This is a genomic window from Shigella sp. FJ200513 (assembly GCF_040495915.1).
GTDB lineage: Bacteria > Pseudomonadota > Gammaproteobacteria > Enterobacterales > Enterobacteriaceae > ECMA0423.
The window spans coordinates 26,480-49,720 of sequence record NZ_JBDYCV010000007.1 but is presented as its reverse complement, the minus strand read 5'-3'; the positions used below and the strand labels follow the sequence as shown (position 1 = coordinate 49,720).

The 23,241-nt window shown below is 52.0% G+C and carries 24 protein-coding genes; 19 read left to right on the top strand and 5 right to left on the bottom strand.

Annotation, left to right across the window (positions count from 1 at the left end; all coding sequences use genetic code 11):
* Positions 1-83: 83 nt before the first annotated feature.
* The 16 genes from pdxB to rpnB all read left to right on the top strand — a co-directional run bounded on the left by pdxB (position 84) and on the right by rpnB (position 15,286).
* A complete protein-coding gene (gene pdxB / locus ABZJ92_RS03060; protein ID WP_000699105.1) occupies positions 84-1,220 on the top strand; it encodes a 4-phosphoerythronate dehydrogenase PdxB in 1,137 nt (378 codons plus the stop codon).
* 65 nt (positions 1,221-1,285) lie between these two features.
* Positions 1,286-2,299 carry an aspartate-semialdehyde dehydrogenase gene (locus ABZJ92_RS03055; RefSeq protein WP_001289145.1) on the top strand — a complete coding sequence of 338 codons (1,014 nt, stop codon included), beginning with the start codon at positions 1,286-1,288 and terminating at the stop codon, positions 2,297-2,299.
* Positions 2,299-3,111, top strand: coding sequence for a tRNA pseudouridine(38-40) synthase TruA (gene truA / locus ABZJ92_RS03050; RefSeq protein WP_001283581.1), 813 nt, complete (start codon positions 2,299-2,301; stop codon positions 3,109-3,111). Before ABZJ92_RS03055 ends, truA begins: the two co-directional genes overlap by 1 nt.
* Positions 3,112-3,193: 82 nt before the next feature.
* A complete protein-coding gene (locus ABZJ92_RS03045) occupies positions 3,194-3,853 on the top strand; it encodes a DedA family protein (protein WP_000364322.1) in 660 nt (219 codons plus the stop codon).
* Between the two features lie 155 nt (positions 3,854-4,008).
* On the top strand, positions 4,009-4,923 hold the full coding sequence (gene accD, locus ABZJ92_RS03040) for an acetyl-CoA carboxylase, carboxyltransferase subunit beta (RefSeq protein ID WP_000118391.1): 915 nt from the start codon (positions 4,009-4,011) through the stop codon (positions 4,921-4,923).
* Between the two features lie 69 nt (positions 4,924-4,992).
* Entirely contained in the window at positions 4,993-6,261 is a 1,269-nt protein-coding gene (gene folC, locus ABZJ92_RS03035; protein WP_000584565.1) for a bifunctional tetrahydrofolate synthase/dihydrofolate synthase, read from the top strand.
* Positions 6,251-6,913: a cell division protein DedD gene (gene dedD, locus ABZJ92_RS03030; RefSeq protein ID WP_000146998.1), complete on the top strand. Its 663-nt coding sequence runs from the start codon at positions 6,251-6,253 to the stop codon at positions 6,911-6,913. The genes folC and dedD overlap by 11 nt, the downstream gene beginning before the upstream one ends.
* Positions 6,914-7,171: 258 nt before the next feature.
* On the top strand, positions 7,172-7,660 hold the full coding sequence (gene cvpA / locus ABZJ92_RS03025; RefSeq protein WP_000262103.1) for a colicin V production protein: 489 nt from the start codon (positions 7,172-7,174) through the stop codon (positions 7,658-7,660).
* A 36-nt stretch (positions 7,661-7,696) separates the two neighbouring features.
* Positions 7,697-9,214: an amidophosphoribosyltransferase gene (purF, locus tag ABZJ92_RS03020; RefSeq protein WP_000334220.1), complete on the top strand. Its 1,518-nt coding sequence runs from the start codon at positions 7,697-7,699 to the stop codon at positions 9,212-9,214.
* Positions 9,215-9,308: 94 nt separating this feature from the next.
* Complete coding sequence (gene ubiX / locus ABZJ92_RS03015; protein WP_000825706.1) at positions 9,309-9,878, top strand: flavin prenyltransferase UbiX; 570 nt, start codon at positions 9,309-9,311, stop codon at positions 9,876-9,878.
* 265 nt (positions 9,879-10,143) lie between these two features.
* Complete coding sequence (gene argT, locus ABZJ92_RS03010; protein WP_000748245.1) at positions 10,144-10,926, top strand: lysine/arginine/ornithine ABC transporter substrate-binding protein ArgT; 783 nt, start codon at positions 10,144-10,146, stop codon at positions 10,924-10,926.
* Between the two features lie 220 nt (positions 10,927-11,146).
* Complete coding sequence (hisJ, locus tag ABZJ92_RS03005) at positions 11,147-11,929, top strand: histidine ABC transporter substrate-binding protein HisJ (RefSeq protein ID WP_000737628.1); 783 nt, start codon at positions 11,147-11,149, stop codon at positions 11,927-11,929.
* Positions 11,930-12,018: 89 nt separating this feature from the next.
* Entirely contained in the window at positions 12,019-12,705 is a 687-nt protein-coding gene (hisQ, locus tag ABZJ92_RS03000; protein ID WP_000965510.1) for a histidine ABC transporter permease HisQ, read from the top strand.
* Positions 12,702-13,418: an ABC transporter permease gene (locus ABZJ92_RS02995; protein ID WP_000569958.1), complete on the top strand. Its 717-nt coding sequence runs from the start codon at positions 12,702-12,704 to the stop codon at positions 13,416-13,418. Before hisQ ends, ABZJ92_RS02995 begins: the two co-directional genes overlap by 4 nt.
* A 7-nt stretch (positions 13,419-13,425) precedes the next feature.
* Entirely contained in the window at positions 13,426-14,199 is a 774-nt protein-coding gene (gene hisP, locus ABZJ92_RS02990) for a histidine ABC transporter ATP-binding protein HisP (RefSeq protein WP_001293612.1), read from the top strand.
* A gap of 196 nt (positions 14,200-14,395) precedes the next feature.
* Complete coding sequence (gene rpnB / locus ABZJ92_RS02985; RefSeq protein ID WP_000156161.1) at positions 14,396-15,286, top strand: recombination-promoting nuclease RpnB; 891 nt, start codon at positions 14,396-14,398, stop codon at positions 15,284-15,286.
* 47 nt (positions 15,287-15,333) lie between these two features.
* Here rpnB and ABZJ92_RS02980 read toward each other — a convergent pair whose 3' ends face one another.
* The 3 genes from ABZJ92_RS02980 to yfcG are packed head-to-tail and all read right to left on the bottom strand — an operon-like array spanning position 15,334 to position 17,314.
* Entirely contained in the window at positions 15,334-16,227 is an 894-nt protein-coding gene (locus ABZJ92_RS02980) for a TIGR01777 family oxidoreductase (RefSeq protein ID WP_001028345.1), read from the bottom strand.
* Positions 16,228-16,247: 20 nt separating this feature from the next.
* Entirely contained in the window at positions 16,248-16,610 is a 363-nt protein-coding gene (gene folX, locus ABZJ92_RS02975) for a dihydroneopterin triphosphate 2'-epimerase (protein ID WP_000068457.1), read from the bottom strand.
* 56 nt (positions 16,611-16,666) lie between these two features.
* The gene (yfcG, locus tag ABZJ92_RS02970; RefSeq protein WP_000566464.1) at positions 16,667-17,314 is read right to left on the bottom strand and encodes a GSH-dependent disulfide bond oxidoreductase; all 648 of its coding nucleotides are present in this window, start codon (positions 17,312-17,314) and stop codon (positions 16,667-16,669) included.
* 135 nt (positions 17,315-17,449) lie between these two features.
* Between yfcG and yfcF the strand changes: the two genes are divergently transcribed.
* Genes yfcF through yfcD form a run of 3 tightly spaced genes read left to right on the top strand, consistent with a single transcriptional unit; the run spans position 17,450 to position 19,301 of the window.
* The gene (gene yfcF, locus ABZJ92_RS02965) at positions 17,450-18,094 is read left to right on the top strand and encodes a glutathione transferase (protein ID WP_000042440.1); all 645 of its coding nucleotides are present in this window, start codon (positions 17,450-17,452) and stop codon (positions 18,092-18,094) included.
* 55 nt (positions 18,095-18,149) lie between these two features.
* Entirely contained in the window at positions 18,150-18,701 is a 552-nt protein-coding gene (yfcE, locus tag ABZJ92_RS02960) for a phosphodiesterase (RefSeq protein WP_005046975.1), read from the top strand.
* A gap of 57 nt (positions 18,702-18,758) precedes the next feature.
* Positions 18,759-19,301: an NUDIX hydrolase YfcD gene (gene yfcD, locus ABZJ92_RS02955; protein ID WP_000437938.1), complete on the top strand. Its 543-nt coding sequence runs from the start codon at positions 18,759-18,761 to the stop codon at positions 19,299-19,301.
* 32 nt (positions 19,302-19,333) lie between these two features.
* Here the strand turns inward: yfcD and yfcC are convergent, their stop codons facing one another.
* Together yfcC and pta are read right to left on the bottom strand one after the other, a co-directional pair.
* The gene (yfcC, locus tag ABZJ92_RS02950; RefSeq protein WP_001274496.1) at positions 19,334-20,854 is read right to left on the bottom strand and encodes a putative basic amino acid antiporter YfcC; all 1,521 of its coding nucleotides are present in this window, start codon (positions 20,852-20,854) and stop codon (positions 19,334-19,336) included.
* A gap of 189 nt (positions 20,855-21,043) precedes the next feature.
* Entirely contained in the window at positions 21,044-23,188 is a 2,145-nt protein-coding gene (gene pta / locus ABZJ92_RS02945) for a phosphate acetyltransferase (protein WP_000086722.1), read from the bottom strand.
* Between the last annotated feature and the right edge of the window lie 53 nt (positions 23,189-23,241).

Sequence of the window (23,241 nt, the reverse complement as noted above, 5' to 3'; positions counted from 1 at the left end):
CTGAAATCTTCGCAAGTATGCCTGGCCGCGAGATTATGGCATACTTGTCCGGTTAACTCTCGTCTCATACAGGTAACACAAACGTGAAAATCCTTGTTGATGAAAATATGCCTTATGCCCGCGACTTATTTAGCCGTTTGGGTGAGGTGATCGCGGTTCCCGGGCGTCCAATCCCCGTCGCTCAACTGGCAGACGCGGATGCGCTGATGGTGCGTTCGGTCACGAAAGTGAATGAATCTTTGCTGGCAGGAAAACCCATTAAATTTGTTGGAACTGCCACTGCGGGGACCGACCATGTCGATGAAGCATGGTTGAAGCAGGCGGGAATTGGTTTTTCCGCTGCACCTGGCTGTAATGCGATTGCGGTGGTGGAATATGTTTTCTCCTCCCTGCTGATGCTTGCCGAACGCGATGGATTTTCACTGCACGACCGTACGGTGGGGATCGTGGGCGTTGGTAACGTTGGACGTCGATTGCAGGCGCGACTGGAAGCGTTAGGGATTAAAACCTTACTTTGCGATCCGCCTCGCGCCGACCGTGGGGATGAGGGTGATTTCCGCTCGCTGGATGAGTTAGTCCAGCGCGCGGATATTCTGACTTTCCATACGCCACTCTTTAAAGATGGTCCGTACAAAACGCTACATCTGGCGGATGAAAAACTGATCCGTAGCCTGAAGCCCGGAGCGATTCTGATTAACGCCTGCCGTGGCGCAGTCGTCGATAATACCGCGCTGCTGACCTGCCTGAATGAAGGCCAGAAGTTAAGCGTGGTGCTGGATGTCTGGGAAGGCGAGCCGGAACTTAATGTGGAATTGCTGACAAAAGTGGATATCGGCACGCCGCATATCGCAGGCTATACCCTGGAGGGTAAAGCGCGTGGCACGACGCAAGTGTTTGAAGCCTATAGCAAGTTTATTGGGCATGAACAACACGTTGCGCTGGATACGTTGCTGCCCGCGCCTGAGTTTGGCCGCATTACGCTGCATGGTCCGCTCGATCAACCGACGCTGAAAAGGCTGGTGCATTTGGTGTATGATGTGCGCCGCGATGACGCACCGCTGCGTAAAGTCGCCGGGATACCGGGTGAGTTCGATAAACTGCGCAAAAACTATCTTGAGCGCCGTGAATGGTCATCTCTGTATGTAATTTGTGATGACGCCAGTGCGGCATCATTGCTGTGTAAACTGGGTTTTAACGCCGTTCATCATCCGGCACGTTAATCTCTTCTTCATGCTCTCTGCTGTAACATTGGCAGGGAGCTTTGCTATTTCTGGAGTAAACCACCATGTCTGAAGGCTGGAACATTGCCGTCCTGGGCGCAACTGGCGCTATGGGCGAAGCCCTGCTTGAAACGCTGGCTGAACGTCAGTTCCCGGTTGGGGAAATTTATGCACTGGCACGTAACGAAAGCGCAGGCGAACAACTGCGCTTTGGTGGTAAAACAATCACCGTGCAGGATGCCGCTGAATTCGACTGGACGCAGGCGCAGCTGGCATTTTTTGTCGCAGGCAAAGAAGCTACCGCTGCCTGGGTTGAAGAAGCGACCAACTCAGGTTGCCTGGTGATCGACAGCAGCGGACTGTTTGCTCTCGAACCCGACGTACCGCTGGTGGTGCCGGAAGTAAACCCGTTTGTACTGACCGATTACCGCAACCGGAATGTCATCGCCGTACCAGACAGTCTGACCAGCCAGCTGCTGGCGGCACTGAAACCGTTAATCGATCAGGGCGGTTTGTCGCGTATCAGTGTTACCAGCCTGATTTCAGCCTCCGCCCAGGGCAAAAAAGCGGTCGATGCGTTAGCGGGGCAGAGTGCGAAATTGCTCAACGGCATTCCGATTGACGAAGAAGATTTCTTCGGTCGTCAACTGGCGTTCAATATGCTGCCGTTGTTGCCGGATAGCGAAGGTAGCGTGCGTGAAGAACGTCGTATCGTTGACGAAGTACGCAAAATCCTGCAGGACGAAGGGCTGATGATTTCGGCAAGCGTCGTCCAGGCACCGGTATTCTACGGTCATGCCCAGATGGTCAACTTTGAAGCACTGCGTCCGCTGGCGGCAGAAGAAGCGCGTGATGCGTTTGCTCAGGGCGAAGATATTGTGCTCTCTGAAGAGAACGAATTCCCGACTCAGGTAGGGGATGCTTCGGGTACGCCGCATCTTTCTGTTGGCTGCGTGCGTAATGACTACGGTATGCCGGAGCAAGTCCAGTTCTGGTCGGTGGCCGATAACGTTCGCTTTGGCGGCGCGCTGATGGCAGTAAAAATCGCCGAGAAACTGGTGCAGGAGTATCTGTACTAATGTCCGACCAGCAACAACTGCCAGTTTATAAAATTGCGCTGGGCATTGAGTACGACGGCAGTAAGTATTACGGCTGGCAACGGCAGAATGAAGTCCGCAGTGTGCAGGAGAAGCTGGAAAAGGCGCTCTCCCAGGTGGCGAACGAACCCATCACCGTCTTCTGCGCCGGGCGTACTGACGCAGGGGTACACGGTACCGGGCAAGTGGTGCATTTCGAAACAACCGCGCAGCGCAAAGACGCGGCGTGGACCTTGGGCGTAAATGCGAATTTACCTGGTGACATCGCCGTGCGTTGGGTTAAAGCTGTACCTGATGATTTTCATGCCCGATTTAGCGCCACGGCTCGCCGTTATCGCTACATCATCTACAATCATCGGCTGCGCCCGGCGGTACTGAGTAAAGGGGTAACCCATTTTTACGAACCGCTGGACGCTGAACGGATGCATCGGGCTGCGCAATGCTTGCTGGGCGAGAATGATTTCACCTCGTTCCGTGCGGTGCAGTGCCAGTCCCGAACCCCGTGGCGCAACGTTATGCATATTAATGTCACGCGTCACGGTCCTTATGTGGTGGTTGATATCAAAGCGAATGCCTTTGTACATCATATGGTCAGGAATATTGTCGGCAGCCTGATGGAAGTCGGTGCCCACAACCAGCCGGAGAGCTGGATAGCAGAGTTGCTGGCGGCAAAGGACAGAACGCTGGCGGCAGCAACGGCAAAAGCGGAAGGGCTGTATCTGGTCGCGGTGGATTACCCTGACCGGTATGATCTTCCAAAACCGCCAATGGGCCCGCTATTTCTGGCGGACTAACGAGAATAATGCTCGGAACATTTCAGGCTGTAGCCAACGTAGTTACAGCCTGAAAGATGACGAGTACAAGGCATAGGCAAATATGGACCTGATTTATTTCCTCATCGATTTTATCCTGCACATTGACGTGCATCTGGCAGAGCTAGTCGCGGAGTACGGCGTCTGGGTTTATGCCATTTTGTTCTTAATTTTGTTCTGTGAAACCGGTCTGGTGGTAATGCCGTTTTTACCGGGTGATTCATTGCTGTTTGTTGCCGGAGCGTTGGCATCACTGGAAACCAACGATCTCAACGTCCATATGATGGTAGTGCTGATGCTGATCGCCGCGATTGTGGGTGACGCGGTCAATTACACTATCGGGCGGTTGTTCGGTGAAAAGTTATTCAGTAATCCCAATTCGAAAATTTTCCGTCGCAGTTATCTCGACAAAACCCATCAGTTTTATGAGAAACATGGCGGCAAAACGATTATTCTCGCCCGTTTTGTGCCGATCGTCAGAACGTTCGCCCCGTTTGTTGCGGGAATGGGCCACATGTCGTACCGTCATTTCGCTGCTTATAACGTGATCGGCGCACTGTTGTGGGTACTGCTTTTTACCTACGCAGGCTATTTCTTCGGTACAATCCCGATGGTTCAGGATAACCTTAAGCTGCTGATCGTCGGGATTATTGTGGTTTCTATTTTGCCGGGCGTCATCGAAATAATCCGTCACAAACGCGCTGCGGCACGCGCCGCAAAATAAAAAGTAACTCCGCGGTTCGACCACTTTTTTATCCAAAGTTTCGGGCTGTTATGTTTTAATGTGCAACATTCATGGTCTGTTGGGGGCAAAAATGGCATTATGCGTCCCCAAAGATAAAACTGGCATCGAACCAGGTTCAGACAGAAAGGTCCCTAATGAGCTGGATTGAACGAATTAAAAGCAACATTACTCCCACCCGCAAGGCGAGCATTCCTGAAGGGGTGTGGACTAAGTGTGATAGCTGCGGTCAGGTTTTATACCGCGCTGAGCTGGAACGTAATCTTGAGGTCTGTCCGAAGTGTGACCATCACATGCGTATGACAGCGCGTAATCGCCTGCATAGCCTGTTAGATGAAGGAAGCCTTGTGGAGCTGGGTAGCGAGCTTGAGCCGAAAGATGAGCTGAAGTTTCGTGACTCCAAGAAGTATAAAGACCGTCTGGCATCTGCGCAGAAAGAAACCGGCGAAAAAGATGCGCTGGTGGTGATGAAAGGCACTCTGTATGGAATGCCGGTTGTCGCTGCGGCATTCGAGTTCGCCTTTATGGGCGGTTCAATGGGGTCTGTTGTGGGTGCACGTTTCGTGCGTGCCGTTGAGCAGGCGCAGGAAGATAACTGCCCGCTGATCTGCTTCTCCGCCTCTGGTGGCGCACGTATGCAGGAAGCACTGATGTCGCTGATGCAGATGGCGAAAACCTCTGCGGCACTGGCAAAAATGCAGGAGCGCGGCTTGCCGTACATCTCCGTGCTGACCGACCCGACGATGGGCGGTGTTTCTGCAAGTTTCGCCATGCTGGGCGATCTCAACATCGCTGAACCTAAAGCGTTAATCGGCTTTGCCGGTCCGCGTGTTATCGAACAGACCGTTCGCGAAAAACTGCCGCCTAGATTCCAGCGCAGTGAATTCCTGATCGAGAAAGGCGCGATCGACATGATCGTCCGTCGTCCGGAAATGCGCCTGAAACTGGCGAGCATTCTGGCGAAGTTGATGAATCTGCCAGCGCCGAATCCTGAAGCGCCGCGTGAAGGCGTAGTGGTACCCCCGGTACCGGATCAGGAACCTGAGGCCTGATAACTGATAAGGGCAGGGCCACTGGCTCTGCCCTTTTGCTATTCTCACCGTAACGAATCAGCGGATACCATGATTATCAAACGCACTCCTCAAGCCGCGTCGCCTCTGGCTTCGTGGCTTTCTTATCTGGAAAACCTGCACAGTAAAACTATCGATCTCGGCCTTGAGCGCGTGAGCCAGGTCGCGGCGCGTCTTGGCGTCCTGAAACCAGCGCCATTTGTGTTTACCGTTGCGGGTACGAATGGCAAAGGCACCACCTGCCGTACGCTGGAGTCGATTCTGATGGCGGCAGGGTACAAAGTGGGCGTCTACAGTTCGCCTCATCTGGTGCGTTATACCGAGCGCGTACGTGTGCAGGGCCAGGAATTGCCGGAATCGGCCCACACCGCCTCTTTTGCGGAGATTGAATCGGCACGCGGTGATATTTCCCTGACCTATTTCGAGTACGGTACGCTGTCGGCGTTGTGGCTGTTCAAGCAGGCACAACTTGACGTGGTGATTCTGGAAGTAGGGCTGGGCGGTCGTCTGGACGCAACCAATATTGTCGATGCCGATGTCGCGGTAGTAACCAGTATTGCGCTGGATCATACCGACTGGCTGGGTCCAGATCGCGAAAGTATTGGTCTCGAGAAAGCAGGCATCTTCCGCAGCGAAAAACCGGCAATTGTCGGTGAGCCGGAAATGCCTTCTACCATTGCTGATGTGGCGCAGGAAAAAGGTGCACTGTTACAACGTCGGGGCGTTGAGTGGAACTATTCCGTCACCGATCATGACTGGGCGTTTAGCGATGCTCACGGCACGCTGGAAAATCTGCCGTTGCCGCTTGTCCCGCAACCGAATGCCGCAACGGCGCTGGCGGCACTGCGTGCCAGCGGGCTGGAAGTCAGTGAAAATGCCATTCGCGACGGGATTGCCAGCGCAATTTTGCCGGGACGTTTCCAGATTGTGAGCGAGTCGCCACGCGTTATTTTTGATGTCGCGCATAATCCACATGCGGCGGAATATCTCACCGGGCGTATGAAAGCGCTACCGAAAAACGGGCGCGTGCTGGCGGTTATCGGTATGCTACATGATAAAGATATTGCCGGAACTCTGGCCTGGTTGAAAAGCGTGGTTGATGACTGGTATTGTGCGCCACTGGAAGGGCCGCGCGGTGCCACGGCAGAACAACTGCTTGAGCATTTGGGTAACGGCAAATCATTTGATAGCGTTGCGCAGGCATGGGATGCCGCAATGGCGGACGCTAAAGCGGAAGACACCGTGCTGGTGTGTGGTTCTTTCCACACGGTCGCACATGTCATGGAAGTGATTGACGCGAGGAGAAGCGGTGGCAAGTAAGTTTCAGAATCGGTTAGTGGGCACGATCGTGCTGGTGGCGCTGGGGGTGATTGTACTTCCAGGGCTGCTGGACGGGCAGAAAAAACATTATCAGGATGAGTTCGCGGCTATCCCGCTGGTGCCGAAAGCGGGCGATCGTGATGAGCCTGATATGATGCCAGCCGCCACCCAGGCGTTGCCGACGCAGCCGCCGGAAGGCGCAGCGGAAGAGGTGCGGGCAGGTGATGCCGCAGCACCGTCGCTCGATCCGGCCACTATTGCAGCCAATAACACCGAGTTTGAACCGGAACCTGCACCGGTCGCCCCACCGAAGCCGAAACCGGTGGAGCCGCCTAAACCAAAGGTTGAAGTACCACCTGCGCCGAAGCCAGAACCGAAGCCGGTCGTGGAAGAAAAAGCAGCGCCAACGGGTAAAGCCTATGTTGTGCAACTGGGTGCGCTGAAAAATGCCGATAAAGTGAATGAGATTGTCGGTAAGCTGCGCGGTGCCGGTTATCGGGTTTATACGTCGCCATCCACGCCAGTGCAGGGTAAAATTACCCGTATTCTGGTTGGGCCGGATGCCTCGAAAGATAAGCTGAAAGGTTCGCTGGGTGAGTTGAAGCAACTTTCTGGCTTAAGTGGCGTGGTAATGGGCTATACGCCGAATTAATACAGTCTTGCCTGATGCGACGCTGGCGCGTCTTATCAGGCTTGGGCAGTGTTAGAACCGTAGGTCGGATAAGGCGTTTACGCCGCATCCGACACGCATTGCACGATGCCGCAAAGGCATAAAAAGTCGATGGCGTTGAATATTTTTTCAGCGCCATTTTTATTGATGCGCGGGAAGGAAATCCCTACGCAAACGTTTTCTTTTTCTGTTAGAATGCGCCCCGAACAGGATGACAGGGCGTAAAATCGTGGGACACATATGGTCTGGATTGATTACGCCATAATCGCGGTGATTGCTTTTTCCTCTCTGGTTAGCCTGATCCACGGCTTTGTTCGTGAAGCGTTATCGCTGGTGACATGGGGTTGTGCTTTCTTTGTTGCCAGTCATTACTACACTTACCTGTCAGTCTGGTTTACGGGCTTTGAAGACGAACTGGTTCGAAATGGGATTGCCATCGCGGTACTGTTTATCGCTACCCTGATCGTTGGTGCTATCGTGAACTTCGTGATAGGCCAGTTGGTGGAGAAAACGGGGTTGTCAGGCACCGATCGGGTGCTGGGCGTCTGTTTCGGTGCGTTGCGCGGTGTGTTGATTGTTGCCGCCATTCTCTTCTTTCTCGACTCCTTTACCGGGGTGTCGAAAAGTGAAGACTGGAGCAAATCACAGCTGATCCCGCAATTCAGTTTTATCATCAGATGGTTTTTTGATTATCTGCAAAGCTCGTCAAGTTTCTTGCCCAGAGCGTAAGTGCTCTGAGATGTGGCTTAACGAGGAAAAAGACGTATGTGCGGTATTGTCGGTATCGCCGGTGTTATGCCGGTTAACCAGTCGATTTATGATGCCTTAACGGTGCTTCAGCATCGCGGTCAGGATGCCGCCGGCATCATCACCATAGATGCCAATAACTGCTTCCGTTTGCGTAAAGCGAACGGGCTGGTGAGCGATGTATTTGAAGCTCGCCATATGCAGCGTTTGCAGGGCAATATGGGCATTGGTCATGTGCGTTACCCTACGGCTGGCAGCTCCAGCGCCTCTGAAGCGCAGCCGTTTTACGTTAACTCCCCGTATGGCATTACGCTTGCCCACAACGGCAATCTGACCAACGCTCACGAGTTGCGTAAAAAACTGTTTGAAGAAAAACGCCGCCACATCAACACCACTTCCGACTCGGAAATTCTGCTTAATATCTTCGCCAGCGAGCTGGACAACTTCCGCCACTACCCGCTGGAAGCCGACAATATTTTCGCTGCCATTGCTGCCACAAACCGCTTAATCCGCGGCGCGTATGCCTGTGTGGCGATGATTATCGGCCACGGTATGGTTGCTTTCCGCGATCCAAACGGGATTCGTCCGCTGGTACTGGGAAAACGTGATATTGACGAGAACCGTACAGAATATATGGTCGCTTCCGAAAGCGTAGCGCTCGATACGCTGGGCTTTGATTTCCTGCGTGACGTCGCGCCGGGCGAAGCGATTTACATCACTGAAGAAGGGCAGTTGTTTACCCGTCAATGTGCTGACAATCCGGTCAGCAATCCGTGCCTGTTTGAGTATGTATACTTTGCCCGCCCGGACTCGTTTATCGACAAAATTTCCGTTTACAGCGCGCGTGTGAATATGGGCACGAAACTGGGCGAGAAAATTGCCCGCGAATGGGAAGATCTGGATATCGACGTGGTGATCCCGATCCCAGAAACCTCGTGTGATATCGCGCTGGAAATTGCTCGTATTCTGGGCAAACCGTACCGCCAGGGCTTCGTTAAAAACCGCTATGTTGGCCGCACCTTTATCATGCCGGGCCAGCAGCTGCGTCGTAAGTCCGTGCGCCGTAAACTGAATGCCAACCGCGCCGAGTTCCGCGATAAAAACGTCCTGCTGGTCGACGACTCCATCGTCCGTGGCACCACTTCTGAGCAGATTATCGAGATGGCACGCGAAGCCGGAGCGAAGAAAGTGTACCTCGCTTCTGCGGCACCGGAAATTCGCTTCCCGAACGTTTATGGTATTGATATGCCGAGCGCCACGGAACTGATCGCTCACGGTCGCGAAGTTGATGAAATTCGCCAGATCATCGGTGCTGACGGGTTGATTTTCCAGGATCTGAACGATCTGATCGACGCCGTTCGCGCTGAAAATCCGGATATCCAGCAGTTTGAATGCTCGGTGTTCAACGGCGTCTACGTCACCAAAGATGTTGATCAGGGCTACCTCGATTTCCTCGATACGTTACGTAATGATGACGCCAAAGCAGTGCAACGTCAGAACGAAGTGGAAAATCTCGAAATGCATAACGAAGGATGATGCCTTCGCTGAGGGTGCCGGTCTGGCACCCTGACTTGCAACTCCCGCCGAAATACTGCAAAGTCTGCCTGCAAGTCTGACAGGGCAACTATTTATGAAACGACTCATTGTAGGCATCAGCGGTGCCAGCGGCGCGATTTATGGCGTGCGCTTATTACAGGTTCTGCGCGATGTCACAGATATCGAAACGCATCTGGTGATGAGCCAGGCGGCGCGCCAGACCTTATCCCTCGAAACGGATTTTTCCCTGCGCGAAGTGCAGGCATTAGCTGATGTCACGCTCGATGCGCGCGATATTTCCGCCAGCATCTCTTCCGGTTCTTTCCAGACGCTGGGGATGGTGATTTTACCCTGTTCAATCAAAACCCTGTCCGGCATTGTCCATAGCTATACTGATGGCTTACTGACCCGTGCGGCAGATGTGGTGCTGAAAGAGCGTCGCCCGTTGGTGCTCTGCGTGCGTGAAACACCATTGCACTTAGGCCATCTGCGTTTAATGACTCAGGCGGCAGAAATCGGTGCGGTGATTATGCCTCCCGTTCCGGCGTTTTATCATCGCCCGCAATCCCTTGATGATGTGATAAATCAGACGGTTAATCGTGTTCTTGACCAGTTTGCAATAACCCTTCCTGAAGATCTCTTTGCCCGCTGGCAGGGCGCATAACTCCGCTGTTGCCCTGTTTCAGGGCAATTTTGCAACCGCGATCAAATCCTCGACATTTTGTTTCTGCCATTCAATCGAAACGCTGCGATTCAACCGCTATACCTGCTATCTTCAACTTCAGGACAATAATGCAATGTCTTATTAACATATTTAACGTTGAATGTTACTGTTGTCGTCAAGATGGCATAAGACCTGCATGAAAGAGCCTGCAAACACACAACACAATACACAACATAAAAAAGCCATTTTCACTTGAGGGTTATGTATGAAGAAGTCGATTCTCGCTCTGTCTTTATTAGTCGGTCTCTCCGCAGCGGCTTCCAGCTATGCGGCGCTACCGGAGACGGTACGTATCGGAACCGATACCACCTATGCGCTGTTCTCGTCGAAAGATGCTAAAGGTGATTTTGTTGGCTTTGATATCGATCTCGGTAACGAGATGTGCAAACGGATGCAGGTGAAATGTACCTGGGTTGCCAGTGACTTTGACGCGCTGATCCCCTCACTGAAAGCGAAAAAAATCGACGCTATTATTTCGTCGCTTTCCATTACCGATAAACGTCAGCAGGAGATTGCCTTCTCCGACAAGCTGTACGCCGCAGATTCTCGTTTGATTGCTGCCAAAGGTTCACCGATTCAGCCAACGCTGGATTCACTGAAAGGTAAACATGTTGGTGTGCTGCAGGGATCAACCCAGGAAGCTTACGCTAACGAGACCTGGCGTAGTAAAGGCGTGGATGTGGTGGCCTATGCCAACCAGGATTTGGTCTATTCCGATCTGGCTGCAGGACGTCTGGATGCTGCGTTACAAGATGAAGTTGCTGCCAGCGAAGGATTCCTCAAGCAACCTGCTGGTAAAGATTTCGCTTTTGCTGGCTCATCAGTAAAAGACAAAAAATACTTCGGTGATGGCACCGGTGTAGGGCTACGTAAAGATTATGCTGAACTGACGGCTGCCTTCAATAAGGCGCTTGGCGAGCTGCGTCAGGACGGCACCTACGACAAGATGGCGAAAAAGTATTTCGACTTTAATGTCTACGGTGACTGATACGTCGCTGGGAAGCTGTACCTGATGGAATGATCATCATGGTGCACGCCAGGTTTGTTGCACTATCGTGGTGCATTGAAATGCATACTTAAGCATTTTTAATGAAAAATAATACGTCTAACGGGGCGGGATATTTTGCCTTGATGGTCAATTTTATGGCACGATAAGTGTAACAAACCTGTAAATATTCCCTATAAAAAGACTGTCAGTTGAGGACATTATGAAAAAACTGGTGCTATCGCTCTCTCTGGTTCTGGCCTTCTCCAGCGCAACTGCGGCACTTGCTGCAATTCCGCAAAACATCCGCATCGGTACCGACCCGACCTATGCGCCATTTGAATCAAAAAATTCACAAGGCGAACTGGTTGGTTTCGATATCGAGCTGGCGAAGGAGTTGTGCAAGCGCATCAATACGCAATGTACGTTTGTCGAAAACCCGCTGGATGCGTTAATCCCGTCCTTAAAAGCGAAGAAGATTGACGCCATCATGTCATCGCTTTCCATTACGGAAAAACGTCAGCAAGAAATTGCCTTCACCGACAAACTGTACGCTGCCGATTCTCGTCTGGTGGTGGCGAAAAATTCTGACATTCAGCCGACAGTCGAGTCGCTGAAAGGCAAACGGGTAGGCGTATTGCAGGGCACCACCCAGGAGACGTTCGGTAATGAACACTGGGCACCAAAAGGCATTGAAATCGTCTCGTATCAGGGGCAGGACAACATTTATTCTGACCTGACTGCCGGACGTATTGATGCCGCGTTCCAGGATGAGGTCGCTGCCAGCGAAGGTTTCCTCAAACAACCCGTCGGTAAAGATTACAAATTCGGTGGTCCGTCTGTTAAAGATGAAAAACTGTTTGGCGTAGGGACCGGCATGGGCCTGCGTAAAGAAGATAACGAACTGCGCGAGGCACTGAACAAAGCCTTTGCCGAAATGCGCGCTGACGGTACTTACGAGAAATTAGCGAAAAAGTACTTCGATTTTGATGTTTATGGTGGTTAATCGCCATCGGTGAAAGAAAGCCCGCTCCCTTCGGGTAACCGGAGGGAGACAAGAGGCGGTAATTCACCACACACGACAGGACAGGCAGCATGTTGTATGGGTTTTCAGGTGTTATTTTACAGGGTGCGCTCGTCACGCTGGAGCTGGCTATCAGCTCTGTAGTGCTCGCTGTAATCATCGGTTTAATTGGCGCTGGCGGTAAGCTCTCGCAAAATCGGCTTTCGGGGCTGATTTTCGAAGGGTACACCACGCTGATTCGAGGCGTGCCGGACTTGGTGTTGATGCTGCTGATTTTCTATGGTTTGCAGATTGCGCTAAACATGGTGACGGAGGCGATGGGCGTCGGGCAGATTGATATCGATCCGATGGTCGCTGGTATTATCACTCTCGGTTTTATCTACGGTGCTTATTTTACCGAAACGTTCCGTGGCGCGTTTATGGCAGTGCCGAAAGGGCATATAGAGGCGGCGACGGCGTTCGGTTTTACTCGCGGGCAAGTGTTTCGGCGGATCATGTTTCCGGCGATGATGCGTTACGCCCTGCCAGGCATTGGCAACAACTGGCAGGTGATCCTCAAATCTACCGCACTGGTTTCGTTACTCGGCCTGGAAGATGTGGTCAAAGCCACGCAGCTGGCAGGCAAAAGTACCTGGGAACCGTTCTATTTCGCCATCGTCTGTGGCGTGATTTACCTGGTTTTCACCACCGTTTCCAATGGTGTGCTGCTGTTCCTTGAGCGCCGCTACTCCGTGGGTGTGAAGAGGGCTGACCTGTGATCGAAATCTTACATGAATACTGGAAACCGCTGCTGTGGACCGACGGTTATCGCTTTACTGGTGTGGCGATCACTCTGTGGCTGCTTATTTTGTCGGTAGTGATAGGCGGAGTCCTGGCGCTGTTTCTGGCGATTGGTCGTGTCTCCAGTAATAAATACATCCAGTTTCCAATCTGGTTATTTACCTATATTTTTCGCGGTACGCCGCTGTATGTTCAGTTGCTGGTGTTCTATTCCGGCATGTACACGCTTGAGATTGTTAAGGGAACCGAATTCCTTAACGCTTTCTTCCGCAGTGGCCTGAACTGTACCGTGCTGGCGCTGACGCTTAACACCTGCGCTTACACTACCGAGATTTTTGCTGGGGCAATCCGTTCGGTTCCGCATGGGGAAATTGAAGCCGCCAGAGCCTATGGCTTCTCGACCTTTAAAATGTATCGCTGCATTATTTTGCCTTCTGCGCTGCGTATTGCGTTACCGGCATACAGCAACGAAGTGATCCTGATGCTGCACTCTACTGCGCTGGCGTTTACGGCCACTGTGCCGGATCTGCTGAAAATAGCCCGCGATATTAACGCCGCCACGTATCAACCTTTTACCGCCTTCGGCATTGCCGCGGTGCTCTATTTAATCATCTCTTATGTCCTGATCAGCCTCTTTCGCAGAGCGGAAAAACGCTGGTTGCAGCATGTGAAACCTTCTTCAACGCACTGAGAATACGATGTCCGAGAATAAATTAAACGTTATCGATTTGCACAAACGCTATGGCGAACACGAAGTGCTGAAAGGGGTCTCACTGCAAGCGAATGCCGGAGATGTAATAAGCATCATCGGATCGTCGGGATCGGGGAAAAGTACCTTTCTGCGCTGCATTAACTTCCTCGAAAAACCGAGTGAAGGATCGATCGTGGTCAATGGCCAGACGATCAATCTGGTGCGCGACAAAGACGGTCAACTCAAAGTCGCCGATAAAAATCAACTGCGCTTACTGCGCACACGCCTGACGATGGTATTCCAGCACTTCAATCTCTGGAGCCATATGACGGTGTTGGAAAACGTCATGGAAGCGCCGATTCAGGTGTTGGGCCTGAGCAAGCAGGAAGCGCGCGAGCGGGCGGTGAAGTATCTGGCGAAAGTCGGGATAGACGAACGTGCGCAGGGGAAATATCCGGTGCATCTTTCCGGCGGTCAGCAACAGCGTGTTTCTATCGCGCGGGCGCTGGCGATGGAACCAGAAGTTTTACTGTTTGATGAACCTACCTCGGCGCTCGATCCTGAACTGGTAGGCGAAGTGTTACGTATTATGCAGCAACTGGCAGAAGAGGGGAAAACCATGGTGGTAGTGACTCACGAAATGGGCTTTGCTCGCCATGTTTCTACTCACGTCATTTTCCTCCATCAGGGGAAAATAGAAGAAGAGGGCGCGCCGGAGCAGTTATTTGGCAACCCGCAAAGCCCTCGTCTGCAACAGTTCCTTAAGGGATCGCTGAAATAATTTCCTCTCCGGTGGCTAACGCTGCCGGAGTATTTTCAAGGGGAATTTGCGAGTCAGCTTCCGCTGAAATGTAAAAGTTGCAGTCCGCTAAAAATACTTCTGAATTCGCTGTCCAAAGATAAAAACTGCCTGCTGCATTGGGTGTTAATCGTGGTTATTGTCGCGTCATCTTAAATTTGAGGGGTGACGGAACGCCATGACAATATCGACAACTTCCACGCCGCATGATGCGGTATTTAAATCTTTTTTACGCCATCCAGACACCGCGCGGAATTTTATTAATATTCATCTTCCCGCGCCGCTGCGCAAACTGTGTGATTTAACGACGCTTAAACTAGAACCAAACAGTTTTATTGATGAAGACCTGCGGCAATATTATTCCGACCTCTTGTGGTCTGTGAAAACGCAGGAGGGAGTGGGTTATATTTATGTAGTGATAGAGCACCAAAGTAAGCCGGAAGAATTAATGGCTTTTCGCATGATGCGTTATTCCATTGCGGCAATGCAAAACCATCTTGATGCGGGCTATAAAGAGCTTCCATTGGTGATCCCGATGCTGTTTTATCATGGTTGCAGAAGTCCTTATCCTTATTCACTCTGCTGGCTTGATGAATTTGCCGAGCCTGCTATAGCCCGCAAAATATATTCATCAGCGTTTCCGTTGGTGGATATTACCGTGGTGCCGGATGACGAGATTATGCAACACCGCAAAATGGCGCTGTTGGAGTTAATTCAGAAACATATTCGTCAGCGCGATCTGTTGGGATTAGTCGACCAAATTGTTTCGCTGCTAGTTACAGGGAACACTAATGACAGACAGCTAAAAGCCCTGTTTAATTACGTATTACAAACAGGGGATGCCCAGCGTTTCCGTGCATTTATTGGTGAGATAACAGAACGCGCACCACAAGAAAAGGAGAAACTGATGACCATTGCTGACAGATTACGTGAAGAAGGCGCAATGCAGGGCAAACACGAAGAAGCCCTGCGTATTGCTCAGGAGATGCTGGATAGAGGTTTAGACAGAGAGTTAGTTATGATGGTGACCCGACTTTCACCAGACGATCTTATCGCGCAAAGCCACTAATCCTGTAACACAGGGAGTTAACTGGCGGATGTTTGCTGTAAACCACATCAGCGAACGACATCCGCCAGCGCCTCTTCTAAATCGTACCAGCGAAACGCAAAACCCGCTTCTTCCAGCCGTTTAGGCAGCGCGCGTTGTCCACCTAATACCAGTACTGAAGATTCGCCCATTAACAGCCGAATGGCGGTTGTGGGGACGCGCAAAATAGCCGGGCGATGCAGCGCATGACCGAGCGCATGGGCAAATTGTTCATTGCGTACCGGGTAGGGCGAAACCATATTAAATGGCCCGCGCAGCTCGTTATCCAGCAGCCAGAGAATGCCGTTGACCATATCATCAATATGAATCCAGGCCAGATACTGCCGACCGGAACCAATCGGCCCGCCCAGGCCAAGACGAAACGGTGGCAGCATTTTACCGAGAATACCGCCGTCCGGTGCCAGTACCACGCCGGTTCGCAGCAGGCACACTCGCGTTTTGTCACTTTGCGCCCGGCAGGCAATCTCTTCCCAGCGGGCGCAGAGTTTATGAGTAAATTCGTTATGCGGCGGTTCCTCTTCGGTAACCACCACTTCACCTAAGTCGCCATAATAGCCCGTTGCCGAGCCGGAAATGAGTACCGACGGCGGCGTGTCGCTAGCATTAATCAAATCGACCAGTTTTTGCGTGATATTCCAGCGGCTTTGGCAGAGACGCTCTTTTTGCTTGTGAGTCCAGCGTTTATCAGCAATCGGTTCTCCGGCCAGGTTGATTACCGCATCAACGCCGTTGAGGTTGCTTTGATCGGCAAGCCCTTGCCATAGTGTCACCCGAGGGCCGAGAACGGAACTGGCTTTCTGCGGGTTACGCGTCACTACCGTAATTTGATGGCCCAGCTCCAGCAAACGCGGAATCAAATGGCGACCAATTAATCCCGTCCCTCCGGTGATCACTATGTTCATGCAGCCTCCCGATATGGCGATTAACGCTGCCAGCTTAAGGTCATGGATACCGAATCGGCGTAGCGCAGCGCGTGCAGTTTATCGATCTCCACTTCAGCATACGTCACCCAGTGATGTTCACGTGCGATATCGAGCACATCCTGAGTTAATTTTTCCAGCAAAGAGAAACGGTTATTCTCTACATGCTGAATAATGTTTTTCGTTACGGTGCGATAATTCAGCGCATCGTTGATATCTTCGCTAGTGCGCGCTTTATCGGCGGGGTAGTGGATCGTCACATTGATAACAATATCCTGACGGTTGTTAATTTCTTCTTCCTTAATTCCGATAAACGTACGCAAACGAAGGTTCTTTATACGAATAATAGCGGCAGGTTGTGCCATTGCAGGTTCTCCGTTGTTTTACTTAGGATGAAATAATACACGAGAACCTGTTTCTGTTAACTATCCGAACGCTCATCACCGAGTTGTGCTTTTAGCAGTGCCTGCCCGGTGGCAGGGCGCGAACGGATCCGCTCATGCCAGTTCTTGACTGCCGGATACATTGCGAGGTCAATTCGCAGGCGAGTCCAGGCATTAACCCACGGCCAGCAGGCAATATCCGCAATGCTGTAGTTCTCGCCTCCCAGCCAGGGCGAGTTTTCCAGCCGCTTGTTTAGTACATGGTAAAGACGCTGAGTTTCAACCTGATAACGTTCAATAGCGTAAGGAATGGTTTGGGGGGCTGCGTGATTAAAATGATGATTTTGCCCAAGCATCGGCCCCAGTCCGCCTACCTGCCAGAATAACCACTGTAATGTGGCGGCGCGCTCACGCGTTTCATGACTCAAAAAGAGTCCTGTTTTCTCAGCCAGATACAACAAAATGGCAGCAGCCTCAAAGAGGCTTAACGGTTCGCCGCCATCGGCAGGAGAATGATCAACAATTGCCGGAATTTTGTTGTTGGGCGAAATGCGCAAAAATTCCGGACGAAACTGACCGCCTTTCCCCAAGTCTACCTTAATCAAGCGATAATCAAGCTCTGCTTCTTCGAGAAACAGCGTAATTTTGTGACCATTGGGTGTCGGGGCGAAATAGAGATCGATCATTGCAGCTCCGGTTGTTTAATCATCTGAACACCACAAGTATAGAAAGCGCGGCGACTTACGTGAGTATTCGTCACGTGACAGTGACAAAAAGGCTCTATAGTTTGATAGCCAGCCCCCTTTATTGCCGAGGACATAATGAGTAAACCCGCTATCACGCTTTGGTCAGATGCCCACTTTTTCTCCCCTTATGTGTTATCCGCCTGGGTGGCGTTGCAGGAAAAAGGCCTGTCGTTTCATATCAAGACCATCGACCTCGACAGCGGTGAACATTTGCAGCCGACGTGGCAAGGTTACGGTCAGACACGCCGTGTGCCGTTATTACAAATCGATGATTTTGAGTTGAGTGAATCTTCTGCCATTGCGGAGTATCTGGAAGATCGATTTGCGCCACCGACCTGGGAACGTATTTATCCGCTTGATTTAGAAAATCGTGCGCGTGCACGACAGATTCAGGCCTGGCTGCGCAGCGATCTGATGCCCATCCGCGAAGAGCGTCCGACGGATGTTGTCTTTGCGGGGGCGAAAAAAGCGCCACTAACGGCCGAGGGAAAAGCCAGTGCAGAGAAACTGTTCGCGATGGCAGAACATTTGTTAGCACTGGGTCAGCCGAATTTATTTGGTGAATGGTGCATTGCTGATACTGATCTGGCGCTAATGATTAACCGCCTGGTACTACATGGCGATGAGGTGCCAGAACGCCTGGTGGATTATGCGACATTCCAGTGGCAGCGAGCGTCTGTCCAGCGTTTTATTGCACTTTCGGCGAAGCAATCTGGCTGATAGCAACGACAGAATCCAGTATCATAGCTTACGTTTTTTCGACGAGGAGTGAGTGATGAAACTGATGTTTGCATCGGACATTCATGGGTCGTTACCGGCGACGGAACGTGTTGTGGAGTTGTTTGTCCAAAGCGGTGCCCAGTGGCTGGTGATCCTTGGCGACGTGTTGAATCACGGCCCGCGTAATGCTTTACCGGAGGGTTACGCGCCAGCCAAAGTCGCTGAACGGCTTAATGAAGTGGCACATAAGGTTATCGCTGTGCGTGGCAACTGCGACAGCGAAGTGGATCAAATGATGCTGCATTTCCCGATAACCGCGCCGTGGCAACAGGTATTACTGGAAAAACAACGTCTGTTTTTGACGCATGGTCATCTTTTTGGCCCGGAAAATCTACCTGCTTTAAACCAGAACGATGTGCTGGTGTACGGTCATACCCATCTGCCAGTGGCAGAACAGCGGGGGGAGATTTTCCACTTCAACCCCGGCTCGGTGAGTATTCCGAAAGGCGGTAATCCGGCGGGTTATGGCATGCTGGATAATGACGTACTTAGTGTAATCGCACTCAATGATCAAAGTATCATTGCGCAGGTCGCGATTAATCCGTAATTTACCCACAACTCAAAATGCGCCGTAAGAGCGCCAGAAAAAGAAGGTTTCCTGATAATGGAACAGCGTCGTTTGGCAAGTACTGAATGGGTGGATATTGTCAATGAAGAGAACGAAGTCATTGCACAAGCCAGCCGGGAACAAATGCGGGCACAGTGTCTGCGTCATCGTGCAACTTACATCGTCGTGCATGATGGCATGGGCAAAATTCTGGTCCAGCGTCGTACCGAGACAAAAGACTTTTTACCCGGCATGTTAGATGCGACCGCAGGCGGTGTAGTTCAGGCCGATGAGCAACTGCTGGAATCCGCGCGTCGCGAAGCGGAAGAAGAGTTGGGCATTGCCGGTGTCCCCTTTGCCGAGCACGGGCAGTTCTATTTCGAAGATAAAAATTGCCGTGTCTGGGGCGCGTTGTTCAGTTGCGTCTCTCACGGTCCCTTCGCCCTACAGGAAGATGAAGTCAGTGGAGTTTGCTGGCTGACGCCGGAAGAAATCACCGCACGCTGCGATGAGTTCACTCCAGACTCGCTGAAAGCGCTGGCGTTGTGGATGAAGCGCAATGCCAAAAATGAAGCCGTAGAGACTGAAACGGCAGAATGAAAAAAGAGCCGCAATTGCGGCTCTTAACATTTTTAGTGGTAGCCCATCAACTGAGCGCCGATCACTACGACGCTGGACATAATAAACAGCAGTCCAAGCAGGGTCGCGCCCACCTTCAGCCAGTTACGGAAGTCCACCCGGCACACACCGAGCGTTGCCATTAACGAAGCTGAGGTTGGGTAAATGATGTGGCTGAAGCCATCACCAAACTGGAACGCCAGCACGGTAACCTGACGGTTAACACCGACCAGATCGCCAAGCGGTGCCAGTAACGGCATAGTTAATGCCGCCTGACCAGAACCGGACGTCACGAAGAAATTAAATACAGCCTGGAAGAGCAACATAAACCAGGCCGCGACCGCGTTGTCCAGACCGCTAATGGCATTGGCAATGCTGTTGAGGATAGTATTTAACACGCTGGCATTACCTGCTTCACCATTACCAACCAGCAGCAAAATCCCTTTGGCGAAACCCACCAGCAGGGCAGGGGCGATCATCATTCGCGCCCCTTCGGTAAAGGATGAAGCCATGGTATTAACCGTCATGCCGTTAAGGCGGAAAACAACGCCGATGATGCCAATCACCAGACCCATGGTGAAGAACTGGCTGGCAATTTCTGGAATAAACCAGGCATTAACGATCACGCCCCAAATCACCCAGACCATTACGGCTGTCAGGACAATCAATACCAGCCAGTCACCAAAGGTAAACGGACGTTGTTCAACATCCGCCTGCTTTTCACGAAAGAAGCGGTCGGACTCATGCACGCGTGACAGAAGAGGATTCTTTTTCACTCGTGAGGCGTACACCATGGTAAAGATCAGGCCAATCAGAGTGGCGATAACCCACACCACGATGCGCAACCCGGAGCCAGAAAGCACCGGAACGCCGGCAATCCCCTGAGCAACAACCACACAAAACGGGTTCATCCACGAACTGGCAAAACCGATTTGCGTGGCAATATAAGTCACCAGGACGGTGGTAATACTGTCATAGCCCAGCCGGACCATTAGCGGTGCGATGATAATGGCAAAGGCGACGGCCTCTTCTCCCATACCAAATACCGCGCCGCCAAGTGAAAACAGAATAAACAGCGCAGGAATAAAGAGAATTTCATTCCCGCGGGTATGGCGAATAAGCGCCAGGATACCGTTATCAATGGTTCCTGTACGCATCACAATGCCAAACGCGCCGCCAATCACCAGCATAAACATGATGATGCCAACGGCTGTCCCGTATTTCGATCCTGAGGTTAACCCTTCAAACGGGAAGTTCATCAGGCCCGGGCGTTCATCGCCCGTCGTGAACAGCTGTACGCGGTGATACTCAGGTTCGCCTGCTTCGTTAGTCAGAATGCGAAATGAGTGTGGATCTACGACTTTGCGTGTTTTTGTTTGACCATCAACCTGATACTGCACTTCCTGACTGTCAAACATCCCCACCGGAACTACCCAGGTGGCAAGACTGGTTAAAATAGCAACAAAAAAGATAATCACCAACGTATCGGGCATTGCCCATCTTCTTGTTGGTTTGGATTCAGTGATTGCGGACATAGCGCAAATATTCCCTTGCACAAAACAAAGTGGTAAGTATGCAAAGTGAGATGGCGCAATTCATTGATGCAGCGCAGTTAAGCAAGATAATCAGAAAGGATTAATGCAAATTAAGAGAATAAAAAACCGGAAATAGTGATTATTTCCGGTTCAGATATCCGCAGCGCAAAGCTGTGGATGATGACGAGATTACTGCTGCTGTGCAGACTGAATCGCAGTCAGCGCGATGGTGTAGACGATATCGTCAACCAGTGCGCCACGGGACAGGTCGTTAACCGGTTTGCGCATACCCTGCAGCATCGGCCCGATGGAGATCAGGTCGGCAGAACGCTGTACCGCTTTGTAGGTGGTGTTACCGGTGTTCAGATCCGGGAAGATGAACACGGTAGCGCGACCTGCAACCGGAGAGTTCGGCGCTTTGGATTTCGCAACGTCAGCCATTACCGCAGCGTCGTACTGCAGCGGACCGTCGATCATCAGGTCAGGACGTTTTTCCTGCGCCAGACGAGTTGCTTCGCGAACTTTTTCTACGTCGCTACCTGCACCAGAAGTACCGGTGGAGTAGGAGAGCATAGCAACGCGCGGTTCGATACCGAAGGCCGCAGCGGAATCAGCGGACTGAATCGCGATTTCTGCCAGCTGTTCAGCGGTCGGATCCGGGTTGATCGCACAGTCACCGTAAACGTAAACCTGTTCCGGCAGCAGCATGAAGAACACGGAAGATACCAGGGAGCTGCCCGGTGCAGTTTTGATCAGCTGCAGCGGCGGACGGATGGTGTTTGCGGTAGTGTGAACAGCACCGGAAACCAGACCATCAACTTCATCCTGTTCCAGCATCAGCGTACCGAGCACCACGTTGTCTTCCAGCTGTTCGCGGGCAACGGTTTCGGTCATGCCTTTGTTCTTACGCAGCTCGACCAGACGACCAACATAGCTTTCGCGAACCACTTCTGGATCAACGATTTCAATGCCTGCACCTAGTTCTACACCCTGAGACGCTGCAACACGGTTGATCTCTGCCGGATTACCCAGCAGTACGCAAGTTGCGATACCACGTTCAGCACAGATAGCGGCTGCTTTAACGGTACGCGGTTCGTCACCTTCCGGCAGAACGATACGTTTGCCCGCTTTGCGCGCCAGTTCAGTCAGCTGATAACGGAACGCTGGCGGAGACAGACGACGGCTGCGCTCAGAAGTGGCAGTCAGAGATTCGATCCAGTCAGCGTTGATGTAGTTAGCAACGTATTCCTGAACTTTCTCGATACGTTCGTGATCGTCAACCGGAACTTCCAGGTTGAAGCTCTGCAGGCTCAGAGAGGTCTGCCAGGTGTTGGTGTTCACCATAAATACCGGCAGGCCGGTAGCGAAAGCACGTTCGCACAGTTTAGAAATGCGCGCGTCCATTTCGTAGCCGCCAGTCAGCAGCAGGGCACCGATTTCTACGCCGTTCATGGCTGCCAGGCAAGCGGCCACCAGCACGTCAGGACGGTCTGCGGAAGTCACCAGCAGAGAACCGGCACGGAAGTGCTCCAGCATGTGCGGAATGCTGCGTGCGCAGAAAGTGACGGATTTAACGCGGCGAGTATTGATGTCGCCTTCGTTGATGATGGTCGCATTCAGGTGGCGAGCCATATCGATCGCACGAGTCGCGATCAGGTCAAAGCTCCACGGCACAGCGCCGAGAACCGGCAGCGGGCTAGATTCTTGCAGCTTCGCCGGATCAACATTGTTTACTTTAGCTTTGGAAGAGTCGTCGAAAATCTCGGACAGATCCGGGCGAGTACGACCCTGTTCATCAACCGGTGCGTTCAGTTTGTTAACGATAACGCCGGTGATGTTGGTGTTTTTGGCACCACCGAAGCTGTTGCGGGTCAGTTCGATACGCTCTTTCAGCTGTTCCGGGGTGTCAGTGCCCTGAGACATAACGAAGACGATTTCCGCATTCAGCGTTTTAGCGATTTCGTAGTTCAGAGACTGGGCAAACTGGTGCTTACGTGTCGGGACCAGACCTTCAACCAGAACGACTTCAGCGTCTTTGGTGTTAGCGTGGTAGTTTGCGACGATCTCTTCCATCAGCACATCTTTCTGATTGCTGGAAAGCAGACCTTCAACGTAGCTCATTTTCAGCGGTTCAGCGGCCGTCGTGGTGGAAGAGTTCGCACGCACGATAGTCGTAGTCTGATCGGGCGCATCGCCACCGGTACGCGGCTGAGCGATAGGTTTGAAAACGCTCAGACGAACGCCTTTGCGTTCCATTGCACGGATCACGCCAAGGCTGACGCTGGTCAGACCGACGCTGGTTCCGGTAGGGATCAGCATAATAATACGGGACACGGTTTATCCTCTTTCGTTACCGCCGATTTGGCGGGTTACAAAACAGCACCGCC

Bases quoted from the DNA above. Each gene is read 5' to 3' on its own strand.
- yfcC (WP_001274496.1), bottom strand. From the start codon at position 20,854: ATGTCCGCAATCACTGAATCCAAACCAACAAGAAGATGGGCAATGCCC.
- yfcD (WP_000437938.1), top strand. From the start codon at position 18,759: ATGGAACAGCGTCGTTTGGCAAGTACTGAATGGGTGGATATTGTCAAT.
- purF (WP_000334220.1), top strand. From the start codon at position 7,697: ATGTGCGGTATTGTCGGTATCGCCGGTGTTATGCCGGTTAACCAGTCG.
- ABZJ92_RS03055 (WP_001289145.1), top strand. From the start codon at position 1,286: ATGTCTGAAGGCTGGAACATTGCCGTCCTGGGCGCAACTGGCGCTATG.
- hisQ (WP_000965510.1), top strand. From the start codon at position 12,019: ATGTTGTATGGGTTTTCAGGTGTTATTTTACAGGGTGCGCTCGTCACG.
- ubiX (WP_000825706.1), top strand. From the start codon at position 9,309: ATGAAACGACTCATTGTAGGCATCAGCGGTGCCAGCGGCGCGATTTAT.
- yfcF (WP_000042440.1), top strand. From the start codon at position 17,450: ATGAGTAAACCCGCTATCACGCTTTGGTCAGATGCCCACTTTTTCTCC.
- rpnB (WP_000156161.1), top strand. From the start codon at position 14,396: ATGACAATATCGACAACTTCCACGCCGCATGATGCGGTATTTAAATCT.
- accD (WP_000118391.1), top strand. From the start codon at position 4,009: ATGAGCTGGATTGAACGAATTAAAAGCAACATTACTCCCACCCGCAAG.
- folC (WP_000584565.1), top strand. From the start codon at position 4,993: ATGATTATCAAACGCACTCCTCAAGCCGCGTCGCCTCTGGCTTCGTGG.
- ABZJ92_RS02980 (WP_001028345.1), bottom strand. From the start codon at position 16,227: ATGAACATAGTGATCACCGGAGGGACGGGATTAATTGGTCGCCATTTG.
- truA (WP_001283581.1), top strand. From the start codon at position 2,299: ATGTCCGACCAGCAACAACTGCCAGTTTATAAAATTGCGCTGGGCATT.
- folX (WP_000068457.1), bottom strand. From the start codon at position 16,610: ATGGCACAACCTGCCGCTATTATTCGTATAAAGAACCTTCGTTTGCGT.
- argT (WP_000748245.1), top strand. From the start codon at position 10,144: ATGAAGAAGTCGATTCTCGCTCTGTCTTTATTAGTCGGTCTCTCCGCA.
- yfcG (WP_000566464.1), bottom strand. From the start codon at position 17,314: ATGATCGATCTCTATTTCGCCCCGACACCCAATGGTCACAAAATTACG.
- hisJ (WP_000737628.1), top strand. From the start codon at position 11,147: ATGAAAAAACTGGTGCTATCGCTCTCTCTGGTTCTGGCCTTCTCCAGC.
- hisP (WP_001293612.1), top strand. From the start codon at position 13,426: ATGTCCGAGAATAAATTAAACGTTATCGATTTGCACAAACGCTATGGC.
- cvpA (WP_000262103.1), top strand. From the start codon at position 7,172: ATGGTCTGGATTGATTACGCCATAATCGCGGTGATTGCTTTTTCCTCT.
- ABZJ92_RS03045 (WP_000364322.1), top strand. From the start codon at position 3,194: ATGGACCTGATTTATTTCCTCATCGATTTTATCCTGCACATTGACGTG.
- yfcE (WP_005046975.1), top strand. From the start codon at position 18,150: ATGAAACTGATGTTTGCATCGGACATTCATGGGTCGTTACCGGCGACG.